The sequence below is a fragment of the Amycolatopsis sp. NPDC034160 genome (assembly GCF_055575355.1).
On sequence record NZ_JBVISU010000012.1, the window covers coordinates 46,563 to 71,404 of the forward strand.

Below are 24,842 nucleotides of genomic sequence, written 5' to 3' on the forward strand. Positions count from 1 at the left end.
CAGCTGACTGAAAGGCCGCCCGGGTCACGATCCGGGCGGCCTTTTTCGTGTCAGCGATTGCCACTGACGCGGTTCGCTGTGACGAAGACGGCGACGCGGCGTTCGGCGGCCATCACGCGGTCGTACTCGTCCCAGTCGTCGTGTGTCCCCGTCGCCGCGATGAAGACGTCACGCAGCAGCTGGGGGAGCCCGGCCGGGTCGAACTCCGGATCCGGGTCGTCCGGGCCGATGAGATGGACGTCGCCCTGGACCGCCGCCCATTCCCAGCCTCGGCGGAAGGTGATCGTGGCGTGGCCCGCCCGGCGGAACAGATCGAGCTTCTTCGCCCCGCCCACCGCGACGAAACCGACCCCCGGTGCTTGCGTGACCGGGTCTTCGACCACCCCGGCGTTCACCACCGACGAGTGCACGGTGCCGTCCGCGCGGACGGTCGAAACGGTCGCGAGTCCGTTTTCACGCAAGGAAAGTGCGCGGACGAGTTCGAGCTCGGCAGCCATGGTTCCACCGTAGCCCGCCCGGCGCGGTGAAGGGGCCGAGCGGGCGAACGGAGAAGGTCAGCAGGTGCCGTCGTCGCGCCAGACACCCCACTGCCCGGTGGTGCCGGGTTCCTCGCCTTGCGTCCACCATTTCGCGTACCACTTGTGCCCGTTGTGGGAGACGCTCGTGCCGCCGGTGTAGGCCGAAGCGCGGTCCCAAGCCGGGAGAGCGCAGGTGCCGGGGTCGGTGGAACCCGTCTCCCAAGGCACCTGACTCGACGCGTAGTAGCCGATGCCCTGCGCCTGCCAGCGAGGCGCCTGCGCGCCGAGGCGTACGCGGAAGGCGTTCCAGTCGTGCGTAGACCACGGAGACCAGCCGAGTTCGGCGTGCGCCGGGAGCCTTGGGAAGGCGAGATAGTCGATGTTCGCCGGTGTCACCACGGTTTCGGTCCACAGCGGGGATTCGACACCGCGGACGGCCGATTCGGGCACTCCGGAGAGATACGTGCCGGGGTTCCAGTTGTAGGCGTCCTGGACCTCGATGTAACCCGCCCACGAGAGTCCGATCGGCGTGTTGGAGTTGTACTTCATGTCCAGATAGGCCTTGTTCGCCGGTGACAGGATCACCTTGCTCCCGCGGGCGACGGCGTTCGAGACCTCGGTGTTCGACGTCGTCGTGCCCCAGAACTGCGGGGTCGCCGTGGCGGGCAGGGTGGCCTTGCCGATCTCGTGCCAGCCGACGACCTGTTTGCCGGCGGCGGCCACCATCGGCAGCACGCGGTTCATGAAGGTGCGGTAGTCCGCGTCGCTGGTGGCCTGGGCCTCGTCACCACCGAGATGGAAGTACGGCCCCGGTGTCAACGCGGCGATCTCCCGGATGACGTCGTTGACGAAGGTGTAGGTGATCTCCTTCGAGATGCAGAGCGAGCTGTAGCCGACCGCGGTGTCGGTACGCAGCGGGGGAGCGGTGTTGTTGCAGTTCAGCTCGGCGTAGGACGCCTGGGCGGCGTTGGTGTGACCAGGCATGTCGATCTCCGGGATGACCGTGATGAACCGGGAAGCCGCGTAGTTCACGATCTCGGTGTACTGCGCCTTCGTGTAGTAGCCACCGGCGCCGCCTCCGACTTGGGTGCTGCCTCCGTAGGTGGCCAGGCGTGGCCAGCTGTCGATCTGGATCCGCCAGCCCTGGTCGTCGGCCAGGTGCAGGTGCAGGTTGTTGATCTTGTATTGCGCCAGCTGGTCGATGTACCGCTTGACGGTCGCGACCGGGTGGAAGTGCCGGGCGACGTCGAGCATGGCGCCGCGGTAGCCGAAGCGCGGGTGGTCCAGGATGTCGGCGCCAGGGACCGTCCAGGGACCGTCCTGCACGGTAGAGCTCTCGACCTTGCCGGGCAGCAGTTGCCGCAGTGTTTGGACGCCGCCGAAGAGGCCCTGCGCCGTCGTCGCGCGCAGGATGACCGAAGCGGACCTTGAGCTCAGCTGATAGCCCTGGTCACCGACACGGGGATCGGCGCCGGACAGCAGCAACGAGATGCCGTCGGCGGGTGTGCCCGAAGGCGCGTCCGAGACGGGTAGGGCGAAACCGGTGGACTTGCGCAGGACACCGGCCAGGTAGTCGCCGACCGCCCTGGCGGGTGCTGAACCGGCTTGGGTGTAGATCTTCGTGTTCGTGGTCAGGGTGTGGTCGGACCCGGCGACGGCTGCGGCCGAGACCGGCGCGGGGAGGATCGCCTGCAACGGCGGAGTGGCCGCGTCGGCGACAGGGGCGGCTGCGGTGGCGGCGCCGGCGAGCAGCGCCACCCCGACGACGGCGCGGCCCAGCCGCGCTCTCAAGCTCTTCACCGGGGCCTCCAGGCGACAGGGGAAGGTGACCTGCGTCACGAACGCCTCGATCGTCGCATGTTCGGCCTTAAAGGTCTAGACCACCACGAAGAAACGATGGGGATAGCCGAACGTCACATTCCGTATCGCCAGGGTGGGACTATCGTCGGAATCGTGTTCGAAGAGCTGCGTTTTCCCGTGATAGCGGCGCCGATGGCCGGTGGCCCGACCACTCCCGAGCTGGTGGCCGCGGTGACCGCGGCGGGAGGCTTCGGCTTCCTTTCAGGCGGTTACCTGAGCGCCGAAGCCCTCGCGGACAGAATCGCGAAGACAGCCGAGTTGACCGGTGAACCCTTCGGCGTGAATCTCTTCGTCCCGGGTGACGCCGCTTCAGTGGATCTCGGCGGCCACGTCCAGCGCTGGCGGGCGGAGGCGGAGCGCTACGGCGTCGAGCTCGGCGAGCCTCGGTGGGACGACGACGCGTACAGCGCGAAGCTGGAGGTCGTCTTGGAGCGGAAGGTGCCGGTGGTTTCCTTCACCTTCGGCACGCCCTCACCCGACGACGTCGCACGCCTGCATGGCAACGGGAGCAAGGTGGCCGTCACCGTGACCAGCCCGGTCGAGGCCGATCGGGCCGTGGCGGTCGGCGCGGACGCGCTCGTCGTCCAGGGATTCGAAGCCGGAGCACATCGAGGGCTCTTCGCCGACGAGCCCGGTGCCGAAGGCGGGGGAGCGCAGTACGGGGTACTCAGCCTGCTTCGCCTGGTTTCGGCGCGGACGGACCTGCCGCTCCTCGCGACCGGTGGGCTCGTGCACGGCGCCGACATCGCGGCGGTGTTGGCGGCGGGCGCGGTCGCGGCTCAGCTGGGTACCGCGTTCTTGCGCGCGGACGAAGCCGGTACACAGCCCGCGCATCGGCAGGCACTGGCGGACGGCGGCAGGCCGACCTCGTTCACCAGGGCGTTCAGTGGACGCCCCGCCCGTGCGCTGGTCAACCGCGCGGTCACGGACTTTTCGGCCACCGCGCCATCGGCCTATCCGGAGATCAACAACCTGACCAAACCGGTCCGCGCGGCGGCGGGGAAGGCGGGGGATCCGGAAGTGATGTCGCTCTACGCGGGACAGACGTACGAACTCGCGGGCTCCGGCCCGGCGGCGTCGATCGTCGAACGCCTCCAGGCCGAAGCCCGCGAAGCCGCTACGCGTTTGAGTCGTCTCCGCTGATCTGTTTCGCTTCGCCGTTGTTCGCGTTCATCGCGGAGTGACGGCGGCTGTAGGCGAAATAGATGATCAGGCCGAGGCCGAACCAGGCCGCGAACCGCAGCCAGGTGTGGTAGTTCAAGAACGTGATCAGCCAGATCGAGAAGACGATGCCGATGATCGGCACGACCGGCATGCCCGGGGTCTTGAAGGACCGCGGCAGGTCGGGCTGCTTGTAGCGCAGCACGATCACCGCGACACAGACGACCACGAACGCGAGCAGGATGCCGATGTTCGTCAGTTCCGCGGCCTCACCGATGGGCAGTAGCCCGGCGATGATCGCCGACGCGATGCCGAGCACCCAGGTCATCCGGCTCGGCACCTTGCGCACCGGATGGGTCTTGCCGAACCACTTCGGCAGCAGGCCGTCGCGGCTCATCGAGTAGCCGACGCGGCTCGCACCCATGAGGAAGGTGAACAACACCGTGGTGATGCCGATGATGGCGCCGACCGCGATGATCAGGCCGAGCCACTTCATCCCGATCCCCGCGAAGGCGCTGGAGAAGGCGGCTTCGCTGTCGATGTCCTTGTAGTTGACCATGCCGGTCAGGACCAGACAGGCCAGCACGTAGAGCACCATCGAGATGGCGAGCGAGTAGATGATCGCCTTCGGCATGTGCTTCTGGGAGTCGGTCGATTCCTCGGCCGCGGTGGACATGGCGTCGTAGCCGAAGACCGCGAAGAACACCGTCGCCGCGCCTGCGAAGGCGCCGCTGAGGCCGAACGGGAAGAAGTTCGAGTAGTTGTCGGTGTTGATGTGGAAGACACCGACGACGATCACCAGCAGGACCAGCGCGACCTTCAGGTAGACCAGCAGCGTCTCGAACCGGGCCGCGTTCTTCATACCCTGGTTGAGGATGAAGGCGATCAGCAGGCACAGCAGCACGGCGAACAGGTTGATCTTGTACGAGCCGGACGCGACGTCGCCCTTCTCGGTGCCCGGGGCGCCCAGCATCCAGACCGGCAGCTTGATGTCGAGATAGCCCAGTAGCTCGTTGAAGTAGCCGGAGATGCCGATCGCGACCACCGCCACGATCGCGGTGTACTCCAGCAGAAGGTCCCAGCCGATGAACCAGCCGACGATCTCGCCCAGCACGGTGTAGCCATAGGTGTAGGCGGATCCGGCGCGCGGGATCAGCCCGGCGAACTCCGCGTAGGAGAACGCTGCCGCCGCACTGGCGATACCCGCGATGAGGAACGAGATGAGCACGGCGGGGCCGGCCTTCTCGTTCGCGACCGCACCGGCCAGGGAGAAGATCCCCGCGCCGATGATGCCGCCGATGCCGATCGCGGTCAGCTGGCGGAGCCCCAGCGTGCGTTGCAGCCCGCCGCCGTCGTCACTGAGTTCTTGGATCTGATCGATCGGTTTGCGTCGGAATATCCCGGTTCCCGAGCCTAGGCTGCGCGGTGCGGACATCGTCGTCTCCCAACAGGTTGTGCCCTTCGGACTGGGTCACAGTCCGAAGGGCACGGTACTGGGAGACGGGAGATCACACCTATCCGGCGACGGTGTCCTCGCTCACTTCGATGGCCGCGCGAGCGGCGACCTTCTCGGGCCTGGCGGCGCTGGTCGCGAAGTAGTTCAGCAACTCCGAGATCTCGATGGGGTCGTCGAGCTGCGGGCAGTGGCCCCAGTCCTCGCGCACCATCAGCCTGCTGTGCGGGACCAACGCGTGCAGCTGCCGTCCGGACGCGGCGCTGACCAGCTTGTCCTTGCCGCAGACGACCACCAGGAGCGGGATGCGGATTTCTTCGAGCCGGTAGGCGTCCGTCAGCTCTTCGACGAGCTGTCTCGCCTGCTCGAGCCGGGTGGTGGTGGAGCGGTAGTCCGGGAACAGCGACGTGAACCGGCGGACCTGTTCGGCGTCCGCGGCGGTGGCGTTGGCGTAGAGCAGCCGGGGCACGACCTGCTCGGCGACGGCGCGGACGACGAAACCGGGGATCGGCAGAGGCAGAGCCGAGTACATCCGCAGCGGCAGTGGATAGCGGGCCACGGTCCGGATCAGCCAGCTGTCGACGAAACCGGGTGCGGCGATCGACACCACGCCCGCGACCGGCAGCCGGTGGTTCTCCGCGGCGCGCAGGCTCATCGTGCCGCCGAGCGAGTTCCCGGCGAGCACGACCGTGCCGAGTACGGCCTGCTCCTTGACGACGGCCGCGGCGAAGGCGTCAAGCTGCGGGAGCATCGGGCCCGGCCGCAGAGGCTGAGCGTCACCGAATCCGGGCAGATCGACCGCGACCGCCGGAACACCGGCGGCCGCGAGCAGCTCCAGAACCGGGCGCCAGGTGTCGGCGCTGTCGCAATAACCGTGCAGCAGCACCAGTCTCGGTGCCGTCGGCTTGGCGTGCCCGCGCGCGGGCGTCCGCTTGCCGAGTACTCGCCGTGGGGCGCGGTCGGCGGATTCCACCGGCTGCGGCCCGACTTCGAGCACCCGGGTGCGGACACCGGCGTAGCGCCGGAAGGAGACGCGGATCGGGTCGGCGTCGGTGGTGTTCCGGCCCCCGGGGTCCGCCGGTTCGGGCCGCTGCGATGCGGTCATACTTCAAGGCTAACCGCGAGAGGTCGGATTTTGGTCGAACTTTGGTCGTGAAAAGCTCGCTGAGTCATAACGTTCTTGACACTTGACAAGACTGCGAAATGACGCTTTGACCTGCTTGGACCGCGGGGATGTGCGCTCATGTGCGCGCTGGATCGCAGCGAGGGGGAGAACTCACCCCTCCGATCAATATGTGAAAACCACCTTGCCTGAAGTTTCCCCGTCGAGCATGTTCTTAAACCCGGTTTCGGCTTCCGCGAACGGCAATTCGGCGCCGATCTGCGGACGGACGCCCGTGAGCTCCAGGTAGGCGAGGAGATCGGTCAGTTCGCCCCTGGTCCCCATCGTCGAACCGGCGATACGCAGTTGCAGAAAGAACACGCGCTGCAACTCCGCGTGAGCGTCCGGGCCGCTGGTCGAGCCGGAGACGACGATGATCCCGCCCGGTTTGAGCGACTTCACCGAGTGCGACCAGGTCGCCTTGCCGACGGTTTCGAAGACGGCGTCGACCCGCTCCGGCAACCGCGCACCGGACTCAAAGGTCTGATGTGCGCCCAGATTCTCCGCCAGCGCACGCTTTTCTTCGCTACGCCCTGTCACCCACACCCGGAAGCCGGCCGCCCGTCCGAGCTGGATTAGAGCCGTCGAGACGCCGCCGGAGGCGCCCTGGACGAGCATCGTCTGTCCCGGTCGCAGTCCGGACTTCACGAACAGCATCCGGTAGGCGGTCAGCCAGGCCGTGCCCATGGTCGCGGCTTCCGCGAAGCTGAGGCCCGTCGGCTTCGGCACGACGTTGCGCGCCGGGACGACGACCTGCTCGGCGAAGGTGCCCTGGTACTTCTCGGTCAGCAGGGTGCGCTTCGGGTCGAGGGTGTCGTCGCCCTGCCAGCCCGGGGCGTTGATCACCGAGTGGAGGACGACCTCGGTGCCGTCGTCGAGGGTGCCGGCGCCGTCGCAGCCCAGGATCATCGGGAACTGCTCGGGTTTGATGCCGACGCCGCGCAAGGTCCACAGGTCGTGCATGTTGAGACTGGCGGCCTTGACGTTGACCCGCACCCAGCCTTCGGGCACTTCGGGCTCGGGTCGCTCGCCGATCACGAGCGAGTCCAGCGGCTTTTCGGCGTTGGGTTCGGAAGCGTAAACGGCGAACATGTCAGCAACCTACCTGGCCTGACCGTCGGTGGCACCGGGCGCGAGCGTAGGCTCACACCGTGTTCAACGGGCTTGCTGACTGGTGGGACGGCGTCGAGCTGTGGCTCGCGCAGGCCCCGTTCCCCGTGCAATTCGTGCTGGTCATGGCGGTCGTGGTGCCGCTGTGCCTGGTCGCGGCCTGGCTGCTCGACACGGTCTTCGGCAGGGTCGCCCGGCTCTTCGGCACGGCCCGCGATGCGAACGACTCCGACCGGTCCTCCTAAGCTGGCGCACCATGTTCAACCGTAGGCGGATCACCGCCGCCCTGATCGGGCTGATCGTGCTGGTACTCGCCGGCTGGTTCGTCAAGGACGGCATCAGCGGTGACGACACGAAGAGCGCTCCGGCGAGTTCGTCCGCTTCGGCCGCGCCGTCGGGAGACGCCGACAGCCAGGCGAAGGGAAAGGTCGCGGGCGCGGATTCCGGTCTTCCGGTCAAACCGCTCACGGGACTTCCCCCGCAGGCGTCCGACACCTGGAAGCTCATTCAGGCGGGCGGGCCGTACCCGTATCCGCGCAACGACGACGTGACCTTCCAGAACCGGGAAAAGGTTCTTCCTGCCAAGGCCTCCGACTACTACCGGGAGTACACGGTCAAGACGCCGGGCAGCCCGGATCGAGGAGCGCGACGGATGGTGACCGGCTCCGGCAAGGAGCTCTACTACACCGAGGACCACTACAAGTCCTTCGTCGTCGTGGACCCCAGCCGATGAGCGCGGCGCAGGAAGCGGCGGACAAGGCTTTCGCCCGCGGTGCGCGGCCGCATCTGATCGATCGCGGGCGCACGCTCGACAAGGAGTCCACGCTCGACGCGATCGCGGAGGCGCTGCTATTCCCCGACTACTTCGGGAAGAACCTCGACGCGCTCTACGACTGCCTCACCGACCTGTCCTGGCTCCCGCCGGGTGAGCACGTGCTGATCTGGTCCGGTTCCTCGGTACTCAGGGAACGCGATCCCAAGGCGTACCTGGCCGTCCGCAGCGTGCTTTCCGACGCGCAGCGGGCGCTGGGGCCGTCCGGAGACCGGACGGACTCCCGGCGCCTCACCGTCGTCCTGCCGGACTAGCTTTCGGGAACCCAGTTCGGCTTGCGCTTCTGGGCGAAGGCCGTGATGCCCTCTTGGCCTTCTTCGCTCGCGAAGAACCCGGCGGACAGCTTATTCATGGCCTCGAAGCCTTCGCTCGGCGTGGCCGGACGAGGCTTGCTGAGAAGCTCCTTCGTCGCGGCGAGCGCCTTCGGGCCGCCGAGGGCGAGCGCCTTGACATAGCGGGCGACCTCGCTGTCGAGTTCGTCGGCCGGGACCGCCGAGTTCAGCAGACCGATCTCGACGGCCCGCTTCGCGTCGAAGGTGTCGCCGGTCAGGAACAGCTCGTGCGCGGCACGGGCGGTGAGCCGGGGCAGCACGGTGAGCGAGATGACGGCGGGGACGACGCCGATCCGCACCTCGGAGAAGGCGAAGGTCGCCTCGTGCACGGCGACGGCGATGTCGGTCGCGGCCACCATGCCGATGCCGCCCGCCCGAGCCGGGCCCGCCAGCTTCGCCACCACCGGCTTGGGGCTGGTCCACAGCTGCTCGAGGATCTTCGGAAACTCGTTGACGCCCTGGTCGCCGGCACCGGCCCCGCGGGCCTCCTTGAGGTCCATCCCGGCGCAGAACACCGGGCCGGTGTGGGTGAGCACGATGACCCGTACCGCGTCGTCCGCCCGCGCCTTGTCCAGCGACTCGCTCAGTTCGCGCCGCAGCTGGGCAGAGAGCGCGTTGCGGTTGTGCGGGGAGTCCAAGGTGATCGTGGCGGTGCCGCCCACCACGTCGTAGTGCACCAATTCGTCAGCCATGGCCTCACCTTCGCACGAGCGAAGTCGGGCCGGGCAGTGGCCTGCGCCACCACGGGGAGTGGGGGCGCGGGCGGCACTCAGCCGATCGTCGTCGTGGTGAAGGTCGGGCTAGGGTTCGGGAAACAGGACGTCGGCGCCGAGACGTCGAAGCCCGCGCTGACCACCGCGGTGAAGGTCAACCCCGGGTCGGCGTAGCTGCTGCCTGCCGGCTTCGTCTCGATGGTGCCGGACGTGCCCGCGGTGAGGTGTGCGGTCACGGTCGGCAGTTCGAACGTCGAGCCGCCCGCGATCGGACCGGGGAAGCTCAGCGTCGCGACACTGCCGGAGACGGTGATCTTCGGCGGGGTCGAGCCGATGCCGGAGCCGGGAGCGACCGTGGCCGGCGCGGTGACGTCGGCGTCCTGGTTCAGCTTGAGGTACTTGTTGCCGACGAGCGGCGGTTTCGCTTCGCAGTCGAAGACGACGGTGGTCGCCGCCGAGGCTGGGGCGGCCGCGCCGATGAGCGGGACGAGGACGGCCGAGGTACAGATGAGGGCACGAATGGCAGCCTTCATGGTCCACCTACCTGGAGGTTCGATGGGGAGAAAGGGAAGCCGCGCAGCCTTTAGAGAGTTACCGGCAAGTTAAGTAACTCAAGCGTCCGAACGGGACGAAGTCGCGCTACTGTGCCGATAAATCAGGCAGCGAGCCGGGCCGCCGCGACGCCGTAGCGTTCCAGGACGAGCCCCGCGATCCGCGGATCCGGCCCCAGCGGCCCGGCGACGATCACCGACGGGTCGGTCTCACGGGCTAAGCGCGCGATCCGGTCCGGCAGCAATCCCGGCGCGAGGAACCAGCCCGCGACCGCGAGCCGCCGGGCGCCGTTGAGCCGCAACCGCGTGACGGCGGCGGGCACGTCCGGCTGGGCGGCGCTGGCGAACGCGGGTGTCGCGAGCAGCCCGCGCCGCAGCTGCCAGCGGGTGGTGATGCCGGCGACCGCGTCGTTCGCCGCGACGTTCGACGAGCCGACCCCGGCGAGGAGGATACCCAGTTCCGGGTCGGCCAGGTCGGCTCCCGCCTCGGCGAGGCGGTCCAACGCGACCGTCTCGATCAGCGGGTCGATGCCCAGCACGCCGGAAACCCGCACGTCGAGGCCCGGGCAGTCCGCGGTCACCTCGGCGACGAGCGCGGGCAGGTCGACCCGGGCGTGATACGCCACGCCGAGCAGCAGCGGCACCACGACGACCTCGCGACGACCCTCGGCGTACAACGCGCGCAGGGCGTCGGTGAGCAACGGCTCCGAGAGATCCAAAAAGGACTCCCGGATGTCGAGATCCGGTGCCAGGCCACGGGTGACGTCGAGCAGGGCCCGGATGGTCGCGGCGGACCGCGGATCGCGGCTACCGTGGGCGACGGCGACCAGTGGCGGTGTGCGGCTTGGGGTCATGCGAACCTTTCGCCGACGAGTCCGGCCGCCAGTGTATCGCCGTCCTTCGGGTCGATGACCAGGAACGCGCCCGTCCGCGGGCTGACGCCGTAGTCGTCGACGCCGATCGCCTCGGCGAGCCGCAGGGTCACCCGGCCGATGTCGTTGAGCTCCAGCGTGTCCGGTTCGTCCACACTGGACAGTGTCTGCTCGTCGAAGCGGGCGTGGAGTTCGCCGACGATGGCCTGCACCGTTCGCGCGCCGTGCTTCACCAGCACCCGCGCGCCCGGTTTGAGTGCCTTGGCCGAGAGCCAGCACAGGGTGGCGGCGATCTCGTCGGTCACCTCCGGCTGCCGGTCGGTGGCGGCGATCAGGTCCCCACGCGAGATGTCGAGGTCGTCCGCGAGCAGCAGCGTCACCGAGGTGCCCGCGCCGGCCTCGGCGAGCGGACCGTCGGCGGTGTCGATGCCCTCCACCCGGCTGCGGAGTCCTTGCGGCAGCACGACGATCTCGTCGCCCGTCCGGACGGTGCCCGCCGCGATCTGCCCGGCGTAGCCCCGGTAGTCGGGATGGTCGGCCGTGCGCGGCCGGATCACGTACTGCACCGGGAAACGGAACGCCGAATCGTGCGGATCCGGTGCCACGGGCACGGTTTCCAGATGCTCCAGCAGGGTCGGGCCGGAGTACCACGGGGTCTTGTCCGACTTCTCCGCCACGTTGTCGCCCTGCAGCGCCGAAACCGGCACCGCGAGCACGGAACCGCGTTCGTAGCCCAGCGACGCGGCGTGCTCGGCGAACTCCTCGGCGATCACGGTGAAGGTCGCCTCGTCGTAGTCGACGAGGTCGATCTTGTTCACCGCCAGCACCAGATGCGGAACGCCCAGCAGCGCGAGCACCGCGGCGTGACGGCGGGTCTGCTCGATGACGCCCTTGCGCGCGTCGACCAGCAGCACAGCCAGTTGCGCGGTGGACGCCCCGGTCACCGTGTTGCGCGTGTACTGCACGTGGCCGGGGGTGTCCGCGAGCACGAAGCTGCGCTTCGGCGTCGCGAAATACCGGTACGCCACGTCGATCGTGATGCCCTGCTCGCGTTCCGAGCGCAAACCGTCCACGAGCAGCGAGAGGTCCGGGGTGGACAGTCCTTTGTCGACACTGGCGCGGGTGACCGCGTCCAGCTGGTCGGCGAGGACGGACTTGGTGTCGTACAGGAGCCGCCCGACCAGGGTCGACTTCCCGTCGTCCACACTGCCCGCGGTCGCGAGCCTCAACAGGCTGGACATCAGAAGTACCCCTCACGCTTGCGGTCTTCCATCGCCGCCTCCGACATCCGGTCGTCGGCGCGGGTGGCGCCGCGTTCGGTGAGCCGGGAGGCCGAGACCTCGGCGATGACCTCGTCCACCGTGGCGGCGGTCGATTCGATGGCACCGGTGCACGAACCGTCACCGACGGTCCGGTAGCGCACGGTCAGTTCCTTCATTTCCTCACCCGGCCGCGGCCCGCCCCACGGGCCTTCGGCCAGCCACATACCGTCGCGCTGATAGACCTCGCGCCGGTGCGCGTAGTAGATCGACGGCAGCTCGACCTTTTCCCGCGCGATGTAGTTCCAGACGTCCGCCTCGGTCCAGTTGGACAGCGGGAAGACCCGGACCTGCTCGCCGGGGCGGTGACGGCCGTTGTAGAGGTTCCACAGTTCCGGGCGCTGGCGCCGCGGGTCCCACTGGCCGAAGGAGTTGCGGAGACTGAAGATCCGCTCCTTGGCGCGGGCGCGTTCCTCGTCGCGGCGGCCGCCGCCGAAGACGGCGTCGAACTTGTGCTCGGCGATCGTGTCGAGCAGCGGCGTGGTCTGCAGCGGGTTGCGCATCCCGTCGGCGCGCTCTTCGAGCCTGCCGTCGTCGATCCAGTCCTGGACCTTCGCCACGACCAGCCGCAGCCCGTGCTGCTCGACCACGCGGTCGCGGAAGTCGATGACCTCGTCGAAGTTGTGCCCGGTGTCCACGTGCAGCAACGGGAACGGCACCGGCGCCGGCCAGAACGCCTTGATCGCCAGGTGCAGCAGCAGCGTCGAGTCCTTGCCACCGGAGAACAGGATCACCGGCCGGTCGAACTCGCCCGCCACCTCACGGAAGATGTGGATCGCCTCGGATTCCAAGGCGGCCAGGTTGTCCTGTGCCGCGGCGGCGACTGGTTCGAGCGTGGTCATGTCGTCCCTTCTCACCCGTGCAAGCCGCACTCGGTCTTGCCCTGACCGGCCCACCGGCCGCTGCGCGGGTCTTGCCCCGGAGCGACCTTCGCGGTGCACGGCGCGCAGCCGATCGACAGATAACCGATGGACACCAACGGGTTCTCGAGGATCCCGTGCTCGTCGATGTAGTCCCTGAACTCGTCGTCGGACCACGGCGCGATCGGGTTGATCTTCACCAGCCCGTTGCGGTCGTCCCAGGTGACGATGGGGGTGTTCGCGCGGGTCGGCGCGTCCACGCGGCGGACGCCGGTCACCCACGCCGAATACTTCGCCAGCGTGTCGCGCAGCGGCACGACCTTGCGGAGGTGGCAGCACTGGTTCGGGTCGCGTTCGTGCAGCTTCGGGCCGTATTCCGCGTCCTGTTCGGCGACGCTCTGCTCGGCCTCGGCGTTGACGATCCGCACGCCGGGGTAGACCGCCTGCACCGCGTCCCGGGTGCCGATGGTCTCCGGGAAGTGGTAGCCGGTCTGCAGGAACAGCACGTCGACGTCCGGTTTGACCTGGGTCGCCAGGTCGATGAGGACGGCGTCCTGCATGTTCGACGCGACGATGAAGTCGTCGCCGAACGTCTCCGCGGTCCAGCGCAGGGCCTCGGCCGCGGTCGCCTCGGCGAGCTCCTTCGAGGCCCGTTCGGCGAGTGTCCTGTAGTCGGCAGTGGCGGTCATTGCGACACCTCCGGAAGTGACAGTCCGAGGAATTTCACGGTGAAGACCCGGCGGCAGCCCGAGCACAGCCACGAGCCGCCCTCTTCCGGCCGCAGGTCCTCATCGCCACAGAAAGGGCAGTGGTACGGGGTCGCTCGTTCGGTCACTGCAGGACGCTCTCGTCGGCTCGCAGGACCCATTGGGCGAACCGCTCGCCGGGTTCGCGGCCGTCGACGTACGCCCGCACGAGCGTTTCGACATATGCGGTCAGTTCCGACGCGGTCACCTTGTGCCCGCGCAGTTTCCGGCCGAACCCGGCGTCGAGGCCGAGTCCGCCGCCGAGGTGCACCTGGAAGCCTTCGACCTGCTTGCCGCCGGAGTCGGTGACGATCTGGCCCTTGAGCCCGATGTCGGCGGTCTGGATCCGCGCGCAGGAGTTGGGGCAGCCGTTGAGATGCACGGTCACCGGGTGCTCGATTCCGGCCTGGATGTCGGCGAGGCGCTTCTCCAGTTCGGTGACCAGTTCGATCGCGCGGGCCTTGGTCTCGACGATCGCGAGTTTGCAGAATTCCAGCCCGGTGCAGGCCATGATCCCGCGTCGCCACGGGGACGGCTCGGTCTGCAGGCCCAGCTCGGCCAGTTCGCTCTTCAGCCCGCCGACCTCGGCCTCGGGGACGTCGAGGACCACGAGCTTCTGCTGCGGGGTGAGGCGGACACGGTTCGATCCGGCACGCTCGGCGGCCTTCGCGACCGCCAGCAGGGTGGCGCCGGAGACCCGGCCCGCGACCGGCGCGGCACCGACGTAGAACTTGCCGTCGGTCTGCGGATGCACGCCGACGTGGTCGATCTGGGTGGCGGGCACCTCGGGCGCGGGGCCGTCGACCAGCTTCCGCTTGAGGTACTCGTCTTCCAGGACCTGGCGGAACTTCGCGGCGCCCCAGTCCTTCACCAGGAACTTGATCCGGGCGCGGGCGCGCAGGCGCCGGTAGCCGTAATCGCGGAAGACGCTGATCACGCCTTCCCAGACATCGGGGACCTCGTCGAGCGGGACCCAGGCGCCGAGTCGCTGCCCGATCATCGGGTTGGTGGACAGGCCGCCGCCGACCCACAGATCGAAACCGGGGCCGTGCTCGGGGTGATCCACGCCGACGAAGGCGACGTCGTGGATTTCGTGGGCGACGTCCTGCTGGCCGGAGATCGCGGTCTTGAACTTGCGTGGCAGGTTCGAGTAACGCGGGTCGCCGATGTAGCGGCGCTTGATCTCGTCGATCGCGGGCGTGCCGTCGATGACCTCGTCCGCGGCGATGCCGGCGACGGGGGAGCCGAGGATGACGCGCGGGCTGTCGCCGCAGGCCTCCATCGTGGTCATCCCGGCCTTCTCCAGTTTGGCCCAGATCGTCGGGACGTCCTCGATCTGGATCCAGTGGTACTGGATGTTCTGCCGGTCGGTGATGTCGGCGGTGTCACGCGCGTGGGTCTGCGAGATCTCGGCGAGCACAGCCAGCTGATCGGTGGTCAGCGCGCCGCCGTCGAGCCGCACCCGCAGCATGAAGTAGCGGTCGTCGAGCTCTTCGGGCTCCAGCGTCGCGGTGCGGCCGCCGTCGATTCCCGGCTTGCGCTGGGTGTAGAGACCGAACCAGCGGAACCGGCCGCGGAGGTCACCCGGGTCGATCGAATCGAAGCCGCCGCGGGCGTAGATGTTCTCGATCCGCGCGCGGACGTTGAGCGGGTTGTCGTCCTTCTTGGACCGTTCGTTGGGGTTCAAGGGTTCGCGATACCCCAGTGCCCACTGTCCTTCGCCCCGTTTCTGTTTCACCCGGGGCGTGCGGGCAGGGGTCTCGCGCGTGGGCGACGACATGGGAGTCCTCCGGCAGATCGTGGTGGTGGCGGGGAGTCAGCGGTTCGTCGCACAGAGCGCGCTCGCCACACGACGGAGATCCACGTGGCGGCGTGCCACGAGGCTGATTCCGGCGCGGGTCATTCATTCAGCGTGCCACGCGCCCACTATGTGGTCTAGGCCGGTCCGAATACTGGGAACCGCGTCCGGAGGTGCTCGTTTTCCCAGGTCAAGGAGCTGCTTTACGGGTCAAGTCCGGATTCGCGGCCGGGCATTGTGACGCAGAACGCCCACGGCTCAAGAGGGGAGGACGCGGTCCACGAGGATCCGGATGACCTCTTCGTCGGTGACGTCCGCGAGCACCTCGGGCAGGGTGAGCCGTTCGACGGTGAGCCCGGTCAGCGCGAGGTACATCAGCAGCACTTCTGGGCGCCCGCCCGGCATTCCCGCCGCGACGTGCCAGTCGACGCTCATGTCGATGCCCTCGCGGATGGTCTTGGTCAGCTCCGCCGACAGATCCGGGCGCCGGGTGGCTTCGAGGCGGAGTTCGAGCAGGGCCAGATACGGCTCGCGGTGGGCGGTCAGCCGCCCCATGAGTTCGCCGAGCAAAACGCCGACCCGGTCGTGGGACGGAGACTCGGCCTGCGGGTTCGCCATCACGTCGGCCGGTGCCGACAGTCGCTCCTGCACGCGGACACCGACCTCGCCGAGCAACTGGTCCCGGTTGCGGAAGTAGTTGGACGTCGTTCCCGGCGGGACATCCGCTTCGACGTCCACGGCGCGGTAGGTGAGCCCGCGGGCGCCCTCGCGGGCGAGGACGGTGATGGCGGCGTCGGTGAGCGCGGTCCGGCGCTCCGGGTTCTGTCGCATCGGAACATTCTCCTTGCCTCAGTCAAACCACTATGTCTATAGTACTACGCATCAAGTGGTTCTGACCGGGAGGAAAACACCAGATGCAACTCAGCGGTTTCGGTGCCTGTGTGCTCGTCGATGACATCGCCGAGACCACCGCCTGGTGGAAGCGGCACCTGCGGTTGACGGTCACGATCGAGCTGGATTGGTTCTCCAGCCTCAATGTCGGAGTGCCGGGCTACGAGATGAGCTTCGTGAAGCGCGGTCACAAGGCCACGCCGGAGCCGTGGCGGGCACAGGAGACGGCCGGATCGATGGTCGGGTTCATGGTCGCCGACGCGGCGGCCGAGTACGACAGGTTGCGCGAAGAGGGGGTCAAGATCGTCACGGAACTCGTGGACGAGGAATTCGGCCAGCGGCACTTCTACATCGAGGACCTCAACGGCTTCCTGATCGACATCATCGAGGTGATCCCGCCGTCCCCGGAGTGGTTGGCCGCGAACGGGTTGGCCTGAGTGCCGCTTCGGGTGAGTGAGCTCCCCAAGGGTGGCTCGTACCGGTTCGAGGACGGCACCCGCTCCACCTCGGTCAAGGTGACATCGCCGACCGGTAGCGCGGTCCGCGAAGGCCTCCTTCCTTACCTTCAGGGTAGGGAAGGAGGCCTTCATGGCGTGGGGGACACTGGGGTGTGCCCGCACTGTCGCTCGAGAACGCCAAGCCCGTCGAGTCCGCGCTCCCCGAGAGCGCGCTGGAAGGGCTCGGCACCCGGCCGTTCGGCGTCTACGTGCACGTCCCGTTCTGCGCGACCCGCTGCGGCTACTGCGACTTCAACACCTACACCGCCGGTGAGCTGGACAGCGATTCGTCGCCACAGTCCTGGCTCGAAGGCCTCAAGCGCGAGTTCGACCTGGCCGCGCGCGTGCTCGGGAAGGCGCCCGCGGTCGACACCGTCTTCGTCGGCGGCGGTACCCCTTCCTTGCTCGGCGCGGAGGGTCTCCGCAGTGTCCTGGACGCCGTTCGTGACACCTTCGGGCTCGCCGACGGCGCCGAAGTCACGACCGAGTCCAACCCCGAGTCGACCTCGCCCGAGTTCTTCGCGGGTATCCGTGACGCGGGATACAACCGGATCTCGCTCGGGATGCAGTCGGCCGCGCGGCACGTGCTGAAGATCCTGGACCGCGTGCACACCGTGGGACGGCCCGTCGCGGCCGCCGAGGAGGCGCGCGCCGCCGGGTTCGAGCACGTCAACCTCGACGTCATCTACGGCACGCCGGGGGAGCGGGCCGAAGACCTCCAAGCCTCGCTGGACGCGGTGCTGGCCGCCGGTGTCGACCACGTCTCGGCGTACGCGCTGATCGTCGAGGAGGGCACCGCGCTCGCCCGCCGCGTCCGCCGCGGCGAACTCCCCGCCCCGGACGACGACGTCCTCGCCGCCGACTACGAGATGGTCGACCGCGTCCTCAATTCGGCGGGGCTGCGCTGGTACGAGGTGTCCAACTGGGCGACGTCGGAAGAAGCCCGCTGCCGCCACAACGTCGGCTACTGGCGCGGAGGCGACTGGTGGGGCGCGGGACCCGGCGCGCACAGCCATGTCGGCGGGGTCCGCTGGTGGAACGTCAAGCATCCGGCGCGGTACGCCGCCGCGCTGGCCGCCGGGGAGTCGCCGGCCGCCGGTCGTGAAGTGCTGACCGACGAGGACCGGCAGCTGGAACGCGTGATGTTGGAACTCCGGTTGTCCGAGGGACTTCCGCTCGACGCCCTCGACGACGACGGCCGGGCCGAGGCCCGGGTCGCCGCCGCCGAGGGATTGCTGGATCAGTCCGCTTTGGACGGTCGAAAGCGGGCGGTGCTCACCGACCGGGGACGGTTGCTGGCTGACGGTCTGGTGCGTCGGCTCACGTGAGGCCGCGGAGGAACAGGTCGATGGCGAACTCGAAGCGCTCCTGAGCGGTCTCCGCGGTGAAGTACTCGCCTGACCTCAGCAGGTTCGGGAACGTGCCGGGTGGGAACGACGTCATGTGCTCGACCATCCGCTTGCCGCGTTCCTCCTGCTCGGCCAGGTTGATGTCGCCGTGCTGCCAACCGGCACCTTCGTAGGCGAAAGCCTTGGCATAGAGCCATAACGCGTCGGCGGCGAACAGTGCTCGCCTGAGGTCGAGGCCGCCCGCGCGCAGCACCGCGAGCAGAGCTTCGGCCTGCTGCAAGGCGTTCGCGCCGACAGGTACCTGGATGGTCCACGCGATCTTGGCGATCCCGGGGTACGACGTCAGCGCGCGCACGTTCCCGCGCAGCAGCTCCTTCGCCTGCTCGATCCACCGGTCCGGGTCGGGTTCGGGGATCGGGCCGAAGTCGAGGACGTGGTCGACCATCAGCTCGTGGAGCTCTTCCTTGTTCGCGACGTGGGCGTAGAGCGACGCCGGGCCGGTCTCCAGCGCCTGTGCCACGCGCCGCATGCTCACCGCCTCCAGCCCATCGGCGGCGAGGAGGTCCAGTGCCGTTTTCACCACGAGCTCCTGGGACAGCACTGGTTTCTCGGCGCGACGCCGGGGCCTGCTCACTTCGTTCGCCTCCTGATCCGGGGTACACCGGGAACTCTAGTTGACGCGAACGCTGTTCGTCTGTAGAACGGCGTTCGTAACACGAACACTGTTCGTCCCACTGGAGGGCACCATGACCGAATCCCGTACCGAAGTCCTGGCCGTACTGAGCAAGCTCGCCCAAGCGTGGAACGACGGCGACGCGGCCGCGTACGCGCGGTTGTTCACCGAAGACGCCGACTATGTGACGTTCTTCGGGATGAACATGCCGGGCCGCGCGGTCATCGAAAGGGCGCATCGATCGCTGTTCGAGGGACCACTGAAGGGGTCGAAGCTGGTGGGCGGCGGTGGTGAGCCCCAGATCCGGTTCATCCGGCCGGACGTCGCGATCGTCGTGGTGGGCGGCGGGTCGGCACTCGACGGCGACAATCCCGAACCGGACCGGGACTCGACGCTCACCTATGTCCTCGTGGAGGAGCCCGACGGCTGGCGCGTCGCGTCGTTCCAGAACACGCGAGTGAGCGATCCGGCCGCAGGGGCGGCGTGAAACCTCTGGTCGAAGTGGCGGGCGTGGTTCCCGGGCCTGCCGACGAGGTCTTCGCCCGGCTCGTGGACAGTCTCCGGGCACAGCCGTACAACCCCCGCTTCGAAGTCGACGCGAGACGGCGCTTCGTCGCCCAGCAGGGCGGTTGGTGGTACCGCGGCGAATACACCGTCGAGGATGATCCGGCCGGTGCGCGGGTGATCCACCGGGTGTACAACGTCGCTTCCCGTGGGCGATGGGCGGTTCCGCTGGCCAATCGGTTCTTCGTCGGGTTTCCCGAGCAGGTCCGGGAAAGCTTTGATCGGATGATGGGAGACCTGGCCCGGACAACTGGAGAAGGGCGTACGCTCGGTTAGGTTCACCTAACCCGCGGAAAGGAATCCTGGATGGCCGAGGCGAGGAAGCCGGTGTCGGCGACCCGGTTGCGGGTGCTGCGCACCGAGCGGATCACCCCGCACATGGTCCGCGTCGTGGCGGGGGGCGAAGGGATCGCCTCGTTCCAGCCCAATGATTTCACCGACGCCTATGTCAAGGTGCACTTCCGGGTCCCCGGCGTCACCTATCCCGAGCCGTTCGACCTGGCGCGGGTGCGCGAAGAGTTGCCGCGCGAGCAGTGGCCGCGGATGCGGTCCTACACCGTCCGCGCCTTCGACCCGGACCACGGCGAACTGGTGCTCGACTTCGTCCACCACGGTGACGAAGGCGTCGCCGGGCCGTGGGCCGCCGCCGCGAAACCCGGGGACGAATTGCTGATCTCCGGTCCCGGCGGGGCGTACCGACCGGGTGACGAGGCCGACTGGCATCTGCTCGCCGGGGACGAGAGCGCCCTGCCGGCGATCGCCGCGTCACTCGAGGCGATGCCGGCAGGGGTGCCCGTGCACGCGGTCATCCTCGTGGAGGACGCCGCCGAAGAGCAGTCGCTGACCACCAAGGCCGACGCGCACATCACCTGGCTGTACCGGAGCCGGGGCGACGATCTCGCCGCCGCGGTTCGCGCGCTCGACTGGCGTGACGGTGTCGTGCAGGCGTTCGTCCACGGCGAGGCCGGGTTCGTCCGCGACCTGCGGCGTCACCTGCTCGACGACCGGGGGATGCGGCGCGACCTGCTCTCGATCTCCGGATACTGGCGGATCGGGAAGACCGACGAGGCGTGGCGCCTGGAGAAACAGGCCGAGCGGAACGCGTAGCCTCGGTCGCATGATCGAGCTGAAGGTGGACGTCGACCCGGCCGAGGTGGGTTTCGACGACGAGCGACTGCGGCGGATCGACAAGCACTTCGACGGGTACCTGGAACGAAACCTGCTTCCCGGCTACCTGGCGGTGGTGACCAGGAACGGGAAGGTCGCACATCTGGCGTCGAACGGGATGCGCGACATCGAAGCGGGACTGCCGGTCGAGACGGACACGATCTGGCGCATCTATTCGATGACGAAGCCGGTCACTTCGGTCGCCGCGATGATGCTCGTCGAAGAGGGCCGCATCGACCTCACCGACCCGATCTCGCGATGGCTGCCGGAATTCGCGGAGCCACGGGTCTTCACGAAGGGCTCGTCCGTCCGGATGGCGACCGAGCCCGCGACCGAGCCGATCCGGCTCTGGCACCTGCTCACCCACACCGCGGGCCTGACCTACGGCTTCCACCGCACGCATCCGGTCGACGCGGCCTACCGCGAGGCCGGATTCGACTGGGGCACGGCGCCGGGGCTCGACCTCGCCGGCGTCTCCGAAGCGATCGCGCGGCTGCCGCTGCTGTTCCAGCCCGGTTCGGAATGGAACTATTCGGTCGCGACGGACATCCTCGGCAGGCTCGTCGAAGTCGTCTCCGGCCAGTCTCTCGACACCTTCTTCGCCGAACGGATCTTCACACCGCTCGGTATGCACGAGACAGGCTTCCAAGCCGATTCCGGCGTCCTCGACAGGCTCGCCGCCCTCTACGTGCCCCACCCGAAGACCAAGGCGCCGTTCCGGCACGACGAGATGGGCGCCGTCGGCCGGGTCGCACCCACGTGTTTCTCGGGTGGTGGCGGCCTGGTCTCGACGGCGGGCGACTACCACCGCTTCACGCAGATGTTGTCGCGCGGCGGCGAACTCGACGGCGTCCGGCTGCTCAGCCCGCGGACCGTGCAGGTCATGGCGAGCAACCACCTGCCGGGCGGCGTCGATCTGGAGACCTACGGGCGGCCCTCGTTCTCCGAGGCGCCGTACCACGGCTTCGGCTTCGGACTGGGCTTTTCCGTGCTCGACGACGCGGTGAAGGCCAAAACCCTCGCCAGCGCGGGAGAATTCGCCTGGGGTGGCGCGGCCAGCACCGCCTTCTGGGTCGATCCGGACGAGGACATCACGGTGCTGTTCTTCACCCAGCTGCTGCCGTCGTCGTCCTATCCGATCCGCGTCGAACTGCGCAACCTGGTGTATCAAGCACTTGTCGGCTAGGGCCTTCGACCTCGTGAGTGGCGATTCGGGTTAGAACCCGAATCGCCACTCACGACCAACCCCGCCACAGTTGGCTTGTCCCTCAAGTCACCTGGCGTCGAAAGGCGCGTGATCCGGGCGGCAGACGGTGCCACGCGCCGGCAGTCGTCCGGAGGTCAGGTAGGCGTCGAGTGCCGCGTCGACGCAGGCGCTGCGGTTCGCCGCGCCGTGCCCCCACGCGTCCAAGGTGAGGAGCCGGGCGTTGCCGAGGATCCGCTCGGTCCGCTTCGCTCCCGCGTACGGTGTTTCCGGGTCGCCTTTACCGTTGGCCAGCAACAGGATCGGTGCGGTCGGCCGGTTCCACGGCCCGGTGTAGCGCGCCGGATCGGCGGCGGGCCAGAAGGCGCAGGGCAGTGAGAGATACGTGTCATAGGAACCGAAACCACGGCCTTCACGGTCGGCCGCTCGGGCCGCGCGTGGCCAGGCGGCCGGGTCACGCGGGTTCGTGGTGTCCGCGCAGATCGTCCCGCCGCCACCCAACGCGGAATCGAAGGGTGTCGCGATGGCTTTCGCCGCACTGGGTTCGGTCGCGGACCGCAGGAATTCCGCCAACGCGGGGGAGCGGGCCTCGTCGGTCAACGCGTTGTGGGTGCGCCGGATGACGTCCTGGTAGGTGATCGCGCCCGGCGTGGTTTCGAGCCGGTCGAGCAGCGCGTCGTACTTGGCCCGCAGATCCGTACCGGGTTCGCGGAACGCGCACCGGGTGTCGGCCGCGCACGCGTCGAGGAACGCCTGCAGCGCGCGGTCCGCGTCCCGGAACCCGCCGAGCCTGGTGCTGAACGGGACGTTCGCGTCCTCCGGCCGGTGCCCGGTGGACCACGCGATCGGGTCGTTGACGGCGTCCAGGGCCAAGGCGCCGACGCGATGCGGGAACAGGTTGGCGTACACCTCGCCGAGGTACGTGCCGTACGAGAGGCCGTAGTACCGCAGACGGGGTTCGCCGACGGCTTCGCGCAACCTGTCGAGGTCGCGGGCGACGTTCGTGGTCGACAGGTGACCCAGCAACGGCCCGGCGTTGCGCCCGCACGAGGCGGTGACCTCGCGGGCGTCGGCGAACTGCCGGGTCTCCTGCTCGGCGGTGATCGGGAAATTCCCCAGGACCCGCTTGAGTGGCTCTGTTTCCGCATCGCTGGTGAAACAGCGGACGGGTGTGCTGGCGCCGACACCGCGTGGGTCGAAGCCGACGATGTCGAACTGCCGGTGCAGTGACGGGGTCTGGAACTTGGTGAAGCGGCCGGAGTTACCGGGGCCGCCGGGGTTGGTGAAGATCGTGCCGCGTTTGTGCTTCTGGTCGGTGGCCGGGAGGCGGCCGAGCGCGAGGGTGATCCGCGGGCCGCCAGGGTCCTGATAGGACATCGGGACCTCGATCTCGGCGCAGTCGTAACCCGGTGGCGAGCCGGACGGACAGGGGCCCCAGGCGAGACCCTTCGGCGCGGCCGAAACCGCGGGCGTGATCGTGACGGCGGCGAGTGCGGTGAGGGTGAGCGCAGTGAGGATACGGATTCTGGTCACCGGGTCAGCGTCTCGCCTCGCGGGCGGGCGGTCCCTGGTGCGTGTACCCGGAAAGATGGTGGGGCTCGCCCCTCCATGGTCAACATATAGCGCACCGGGGGGCTTGCGGCAAGACCCTGGTGGTGCCGCAGAATCCTCGGCCGTAGCCAAAACAGGCCGAACAGGAGTGAAGACTTGACGGACGTCGATGTGATCATCGTGGGCGCCGGCCCGACCGGGCTGATGCTGGCCGCGGAACTGCGGCTGGCAGGCGTGCGCCCGCTGGTGCTGGAACGGCGGCCGGAACAGGGGAAGACACCGAAGGCCCACGGCCTCAGCGGGCAGATCCTGGACCTGCTGCACTACCGCGGCCTGCTGGACCGGGTGCAGGGTCTCGTCACCGACCCCGTCCCGCCGCACCGGTTCCCGTTCGGTGGGGTGCATGTCGACCTCACCCGGTTCGAGGAGCCGCCGCTGAAAGCACTTTCGGTACGGCAGCAGTCGCTGGAGGGGCTGCTGGAGGAGCACGCGACCGGCCTCGGCGCGGAGCTTCGCCGCGGGCACGAGGTGATCGGGGTGAGCCAGGAGGGCGAGTCGGTGACCGCCGAGGTGCGTGGTCCCGACGGGACCTACCGGGTGACCGCTCCGTATCTGGTCGGCTGCGACGGCGGCCGCAGCCCGATCCGCTCGATGGCCGGGATCGGCTTCCCCGGCACCACCTATCCCGAGGTCAACCGGATCGGGCAGGTCAGCATCCCCGACGGACTGATCGTGCACGACAACGGCGACATCGAGACGCCGGAACTGGGCCGGATCAAGGCGGGCTTCACCCGCACCGACACCGGCGTGTTCGCGCTCGGCTCACTCACGCCGGGGATCTTGTTCATCCAGACCACCGAGGACGATCCCGGCGAGATCGACGACGACGTGCCGATGACGCTGACCGAACTCGGGGACAGCATCCGCCGGGTGCTCGGCGGGGACGTCCCGCTGGGCGACCCGGTCCGCCTCTCGCGCTACCAGTTCTCCGCCCGCCAGGCCGAGCGCTACCGCGAGGGCCGGATCCTCGTGGCGGGCGACGCGGCCCATCTGCTGCCCTCCACCGGCACGGCGATCAACGTCGGCATGTCCGACTCGGTCAACCTCGCCTGGAAGCTGGCCGCCGAGATCCAGGGCCGGGCACCGGAAGGACTGCTGGACACCTATCAAGCCGAACGGCACGCCGCGGGGGCGCGTGCGTTGCTGCAGTCCCAGGCCCAGGTCGCGCTGCGCCGCGGGCACGACGAAGCCGCCGAGGCGCTACGGGCGGTCTTCCAGGAGCTTCTGAACGACGAGCAGGCCGCGCGACGGCTGGCCTCCCACGTCGCCGGGACCGACACGCGCTACCCGATGCCGGGTTCCGCGCACGCGCTCGCCGGCACGTTCGTCCCGGATCTCGCGCTGGAGACCGATCGGGGCGCGACGAGCGTCGCCGAGCTGCTGCGTGACGCGCGGCCGGTCCTGCTCGACCTCGCCGACCGGCCGGAGCTTCGCGAACTCGCCGCGGAGGCCGGTGTCGACGTCCGCACCGCCAAGGCCGAGAACCGGCCTGCCGACGTCCTGCTGATCCGCCCGGACGGCTACGTCGCCTGGGCGGGCGACGGTGACGCCAACGGCCTGCGCGAGGCACTGGCCGCCTGGTTCCGCGCCTGATCCCAC

General features: G+C 68.7%; 28 protein-coding genes. 11 read left to right on the forward strand and 17 right to left on the reverse strand.

From position 1 onward, the window contains the following. Nucleotides 1-50 precede the first annotated feature (50 nt). Together ACZ54P_RS23380 and ACZ54P_RS23385 are read right to left on the reverse strand one after the other, a co-directional pair. Nucleotides 51-497, reverse strand: a complete 447-nt coding sequence (locus tag ACZ54P_RS23380) for a pyridoxamine 5'-phosphate oxidase family protein (RefSeq protein WP_465463683.1) — start codon at nt 495-497, stop codon at nt 51-53. A gap of 57 nt (nt 498-554) precedes the next feature. Further along, nucleotides 555-2,318 (reverse strand): family 20 glycosylhydrolase, encoded by a 1,764-nt coding sequence (locus tag ACZ54P_RS23385; RefSeq protein ID WP_465463684.1) that lies wholly within the window; start codon nt 2,316-2,318, stop codon nt 555-557. Nucleotides 2,319-2,471: 153 nt separating this feature from the next. Here ACZ54P_RS23385 and ACZ54P_RS23390 point away from each other — a divergent pair, with 153 nt between their 5' ends. Beyond that, the gene (locus ACZ54P_RS23390) at nt 2,472-3,521 is read left to right on the forward strand and encodes an NAD(P)H-dependent flavin oxidoreductase (protein WP_465463685.1); all 1,050 of its coding nucleotides are present in this window, start codon (nt 2,472-2,474) and stop codon (nt 3,519-3,521) included. Here the strand turns inward: ACZ54P_RS23390 and ACZ54P_RS23395 are convergent. The 3 genes from ACZ54P_RS23395 to ACZ54P_RS23405 all read right to left on the reverse strand — a co-directional run bounded on the left by ACZ54P_RS23395 (nt 3,496) and on the right by ACZ54P_RS23405 (nt 7,246). Then, entirely contained in the window at nt 3,496-4,974 is a 1,479-nt protein-coding gene (locus ACZ54P_RS23395; protein WP_465463686.1) for an amino acid permease, read from the reverse strand. The genes ACZ54P_RS23390 and ACZ54P_RS23395 overlap by 26 nt on opposite strands. 79 nt (nt 4,975-5,053) lie before the next feature. Beyond that, nucleotides 5,054-6,097, reverse strand: a complete 1,044-nt coding sequence (locus tag ACZ54P_RS23400) for an alpha/beta hydrolase (RefSeq protein ID WP_465463687.1) — start codon at nt 6,095-6,097, stop codon at nt 5,054-5,056. Nucleotides 6,098-6,280: 183 nt separating this feature from the next. Next, nucleotides 6,281-7,246, reverse strand: a complete 966-nt coding sequence (locus ACZ54P_RS23405; protein ID WP_465463688.1) for a zinc-binding dehydrogenase — start codon at nt 7,244-7,246, stop codon at nt 6,281-6,283. A 59-nt stretch (nt 7,247-7,305) separates the two neighbouring features. On the opposite strand from ACZ54P_RS23405, the gene ACZ54P_RS23410 reads away from it, so the two are divergent. The 3 genes from ACZ54P_RS23410 to ACZ54P_RS23420 are packed head-to-tail and all read left to right on the forward strand — an operon-like array spanning nt 7,306 to nt 8,350. Next, entirely contained in the window at nt 7,306-7,509 is a 204-nt protein-coding gene (locus ACZ54P_RS23410) for a hypothetical protein (protein WP_465463689.1), read from the forward strand. An 11-nt stretch (nt 7,510-7,520) separates the two neighbouring features. Beyond that, nucleotides 7,521-7,997 (forward strand): guanyl-specific ribonuclease, encoded by a 477-nt coding sequence (locus ACZ54P_RS23415; RefSeq protein ID WP_465463690.1) that lies wholly within the window; start codon nt 7,521-7,523, stop codon nt 7,995-7,997. Next, nucleotides 7,994-8,350 carry a barstar family protein gene (locus tag ACZ54P_RS23420; protein WP_465463691.1) on the forward strand — a complete coding sequence of 119 codons (357 nt, stop codon included), beginning with the start codon at nt 7,994-7,996 and terminating at the stop codon, nt 8,348-8,350. Before ACZ54P_RS23415 ends, ACZ54P_RS23420 begins: the two co-directional genes overlap by 4 nt. Here ACZ54P_RS23420 and ACZ54P_RS23425 read toward each other — a convergent pair. The 10 genes from ACZ54P_RS23425 to ACZ54P_RS23470 form a co-directional block, all read right to left on the reverse strand. Further along, nucleotides 8,347-9,120, reverse strand: coding sequence for an enoyl-CoA hydratase family protein (locus tag ACZ54P_RS23425; RefSeq protein WP_465463692.1), 774 nt, complete (start codon nt 9,118-9,120; stop codon nt 8,347-8,349). The two genes, ACZ54P_RS23420 and ACZ54P_RS23425, sit on opposite strands and share 4 nt — an antisense overlap. Nucleotides 9,121-9,197: 77 nt before the next feature. Further along, nucleotides 9,198-9,674: a cyclase gene (locus ACZ54P_RS23430; RefSeq protein WP_465463693.1), complete on the reverse strand. Its 477-nt coding sequence runs from the start codon at nt 9,672-9,674 to the stop codon at nt 9,198-9,200. Between the two features lie 122 nt (nt 9,675-9,796). Then, the gene (locus tag ACZ54P_RS23435; protein WP_465463694.1) at nt 9,797-10,546 is read right to left on the reverse strand and encodes a sirohydrochlorin chelatase; all 750 of its coding nucleotides are present in this window, start codon (nt 10,544-10,546) and stop codon (nt 9,797-9,799) included. Beyond that, nucleotides 10,543-11,805, reverse strand: a complete 1,263-nt coding sequence (locus ACZ54P_RS23440; RefSeq protein ID WP_465463695.1) for a sulfate adenylyltransferase subunit 1 — start codon at nt 11,803-11,805, stop codon at nt 10,543-10,545. Before ACZ54P_RS23440 ends, ACZ54P_RS23435 begins: the two co-directional genes overlap by 4 nt. Then, a complete protein-coding gene (gene cysD / locus ACZ54P_RS23445; RefSeq protein WP_465463696.1) occupies nt 11,805-12,725 on the reverse strand; it encodes a sulfate adenylyltransferase subunit CysD in 921 nt (306 codons plus the stop codon). The genes ACZ54P_RS23440 and cysD overlap by 1 nt, the downstream gene beginning before the upstream one ends. An 11-nt stretch (nt 12,726-12,736) precedes the next feature. Beyond that, nucleotides 12,737-13,432, reverse strand: coding sequence for a phosphoadenylyl-sulfate reductase (locus ACZ54P_RS23450; protein ID WP_465463697.1), 696 nt, complete (start codon nt 13,430-13,432; stop codon nt 12,737-12,739). After that, nucleotides 13,429-13,578 carry an Insertion element protein gene (locus ACZ54P_RS23455; RefSeq protein WP_465463698.1) on the reverse strand — a complete coding sequence of 50 codons (150 nt, stop codon included), beginning with the start codon at nt 13,576-13,578 and terminating at the stop codon, nt 13,429-13,431. Before ACZ54P_RS23455 ends, ACZ54P_RS23450 begins: the two co-directional genes overlap by 4 nt. After that, the gene (locus tag ACZ54P_RS23460; protein WP_465463699.1) at nt 13,575-15,269 is read right to left on the reverse strand and encodes a nitrite/sulfite reductase; all 1,695 of its coding nucleotides are present in this window, start codon (nt 15,267-15,269) and stop codon (nt 13,575-13,577) included. The genes ACZ54P_RS23455 and ACZ54P_RS23460 overlap by 4 nt, the downstream gene beginning before the upstream one ends. 36 nt (nt 15,270-15,305) lie before the next feature. Next, a complete protein-coding gene (locus tag ACZ54P_RS23465) occupies nt 15,306-15,392 on the reverse strand; it encodes a putative leader peptide (RefSeq protein WP_350573702.1) in 87 nt (28 codons plus the stop codon). 153 nt (nt 15,393-15,545) lie between these two features. Beyond that, entirely contained in the window at nt 15,546-16,118 is a 573-nt protein-coding gene (locus tag ACZ54P_RS23470; RefSeq protein ID WP_465463700.1) for a TetR/AcrR family transcriptional regulator, read from the reverse strand. Nucleotides 16,119-16,201: 83 nt separating this feature from the next. Here ACZ54P_RS23470 and ACZ54P_RS23475 point away from each other — a divergent pair, with 83 nt between their 5' ends. Both ACZ54P_RS23475 and hemW read left to right on the forward strand, forming a co-directional pair. Further along, a complete protein-coding gene (locus ACZ54P_RS23475; RefSeq protein ID WP_465463701.1) occupies nt 16,202-16,615 on the forward strand; it encodes a VOC family protein in 414 nt (137 codons plus the stop codon). A 173-nt stretch (nt 16,616-16,788) separates the two neighbouring features. Next, nucleotides 16,789-18,003, forward strand: a complete 1,215-nt coding sequence (gene hemW / locus ACZ54P_RS23480; RefSeq protein WP_465463702.1) for a radical SAM family heme chaperone HemW — start codon at nt 16,789-16,791, stop codon at nt 18,001-18,003. Here hemW and ACZ54P_RS23485 read toward each other — a convergent pair. Beyond that, complete coding sequence (locus tag ACZ54P_RS23485; protein ID WP_465463703.1) at nt 17,996-18,658, reverse strand: TetR/AcrR family transcriptional regulator; 663 nt, start codon at nt 18,656-18,658, stop codon at nt 17,996-17,998. The two genes, hemW and ACZ54P_RS23485, sit on opposite strands and share 8 nt — an antisense overlap. Nucleotides 18,659-18,770: 112 nt before the next feature. On the opposite strand from ACZ54P_RS23485, the gene ACZ54P_RS23490 reads away from it, so the two are divergent. From ACZ54P_RS23490 to ACZ54P_RS23505, 4 genes are read left to right on the forward strand one after another with little or no spacing between them, the layout of a single operon-like run. Further along, the gene (locus ACZ54P_RS23490; protein ID WP_465463704.1) at nt 18,771-19,184 is read left to right on the forward strand and encodes an SgcJ/EcaC family oxidoreductase; all 414 of its coding nucleotides are present in this window, start codon (nt 18,771-18,773) and stop codon (nt 19,182-19,184) included. Continuing rightward, the gene (locus ACZ54P_RS23495) at nt 19,181-19,537 is read left to right on the forward strand and encodes a hypothetical protein (protein WP_465463705.1); all 357 of its coding nucleotides are present in this window, start codon (nt 19,181-19,183) and stop codon (nt 19,535-19,537) included. Before ACZ54P_RS23490 ends, ACZ54P_RS23495 begins: the two co-directional genes overlap by 4 nt. 30 nt (nt 19,538-19,567) lie before the next feature. After that, a complete protein-coding gene (locus ACZ54P_RS23500) occupies nt 19,568-20,368 on the forward strand; it encodes a siderophore-interacting protein (protein ID WP_465463706.1) in 801 nt (266 codons plus the stop codon). Between the two features lie 10 nt (nt 20,369-20,378). Further along, nucleotides 20,379-21,614, forward strand: coding sequence for a serine hydrolase domain-containing protein (locus tag ACZ54P_RS23505; protein WP_465463707.1), 1,236 nt, complete (start codon nt 20,379-20,381; stop codon nt 21,612-21,614). Nucleotides 21,615-21,701: 87 nt separating this feature from the next. On the opposite strand, the gene ACZ54P_RS23510 is transcribed toward ACZ54P_RS23505, so the two are convergent. Then, nucleotides 21,702-23,165, reverse strand: coding sequence for an alpha/beta hydrolase (locus ACZ54P_RS23510; protein ID WP_465463708.1), 1,464 nt, complete (start codon nt 23,163-23,165; stop codon nt 21,702-21,704). Nucleotides 23,166-23,339: 174 nt separating this feature from the next. On the opposite strand from ACZ54P_RS23510, the gene ACZ54P_RS23515 reads away from it, so the two are divergent. Further along, a complete protein-coding gene (locus tag ACZ54P_RS23515) occupies nt 23,340-24,836 on the forward strand; it encodes an FAD-dependent monooxygenase (protein ID WP_465463709.1) in 1,497 nt (498 codons plus the stop codon). Nucleotides 24,837-24,842 lie beyond the last annotated feature (6 nt).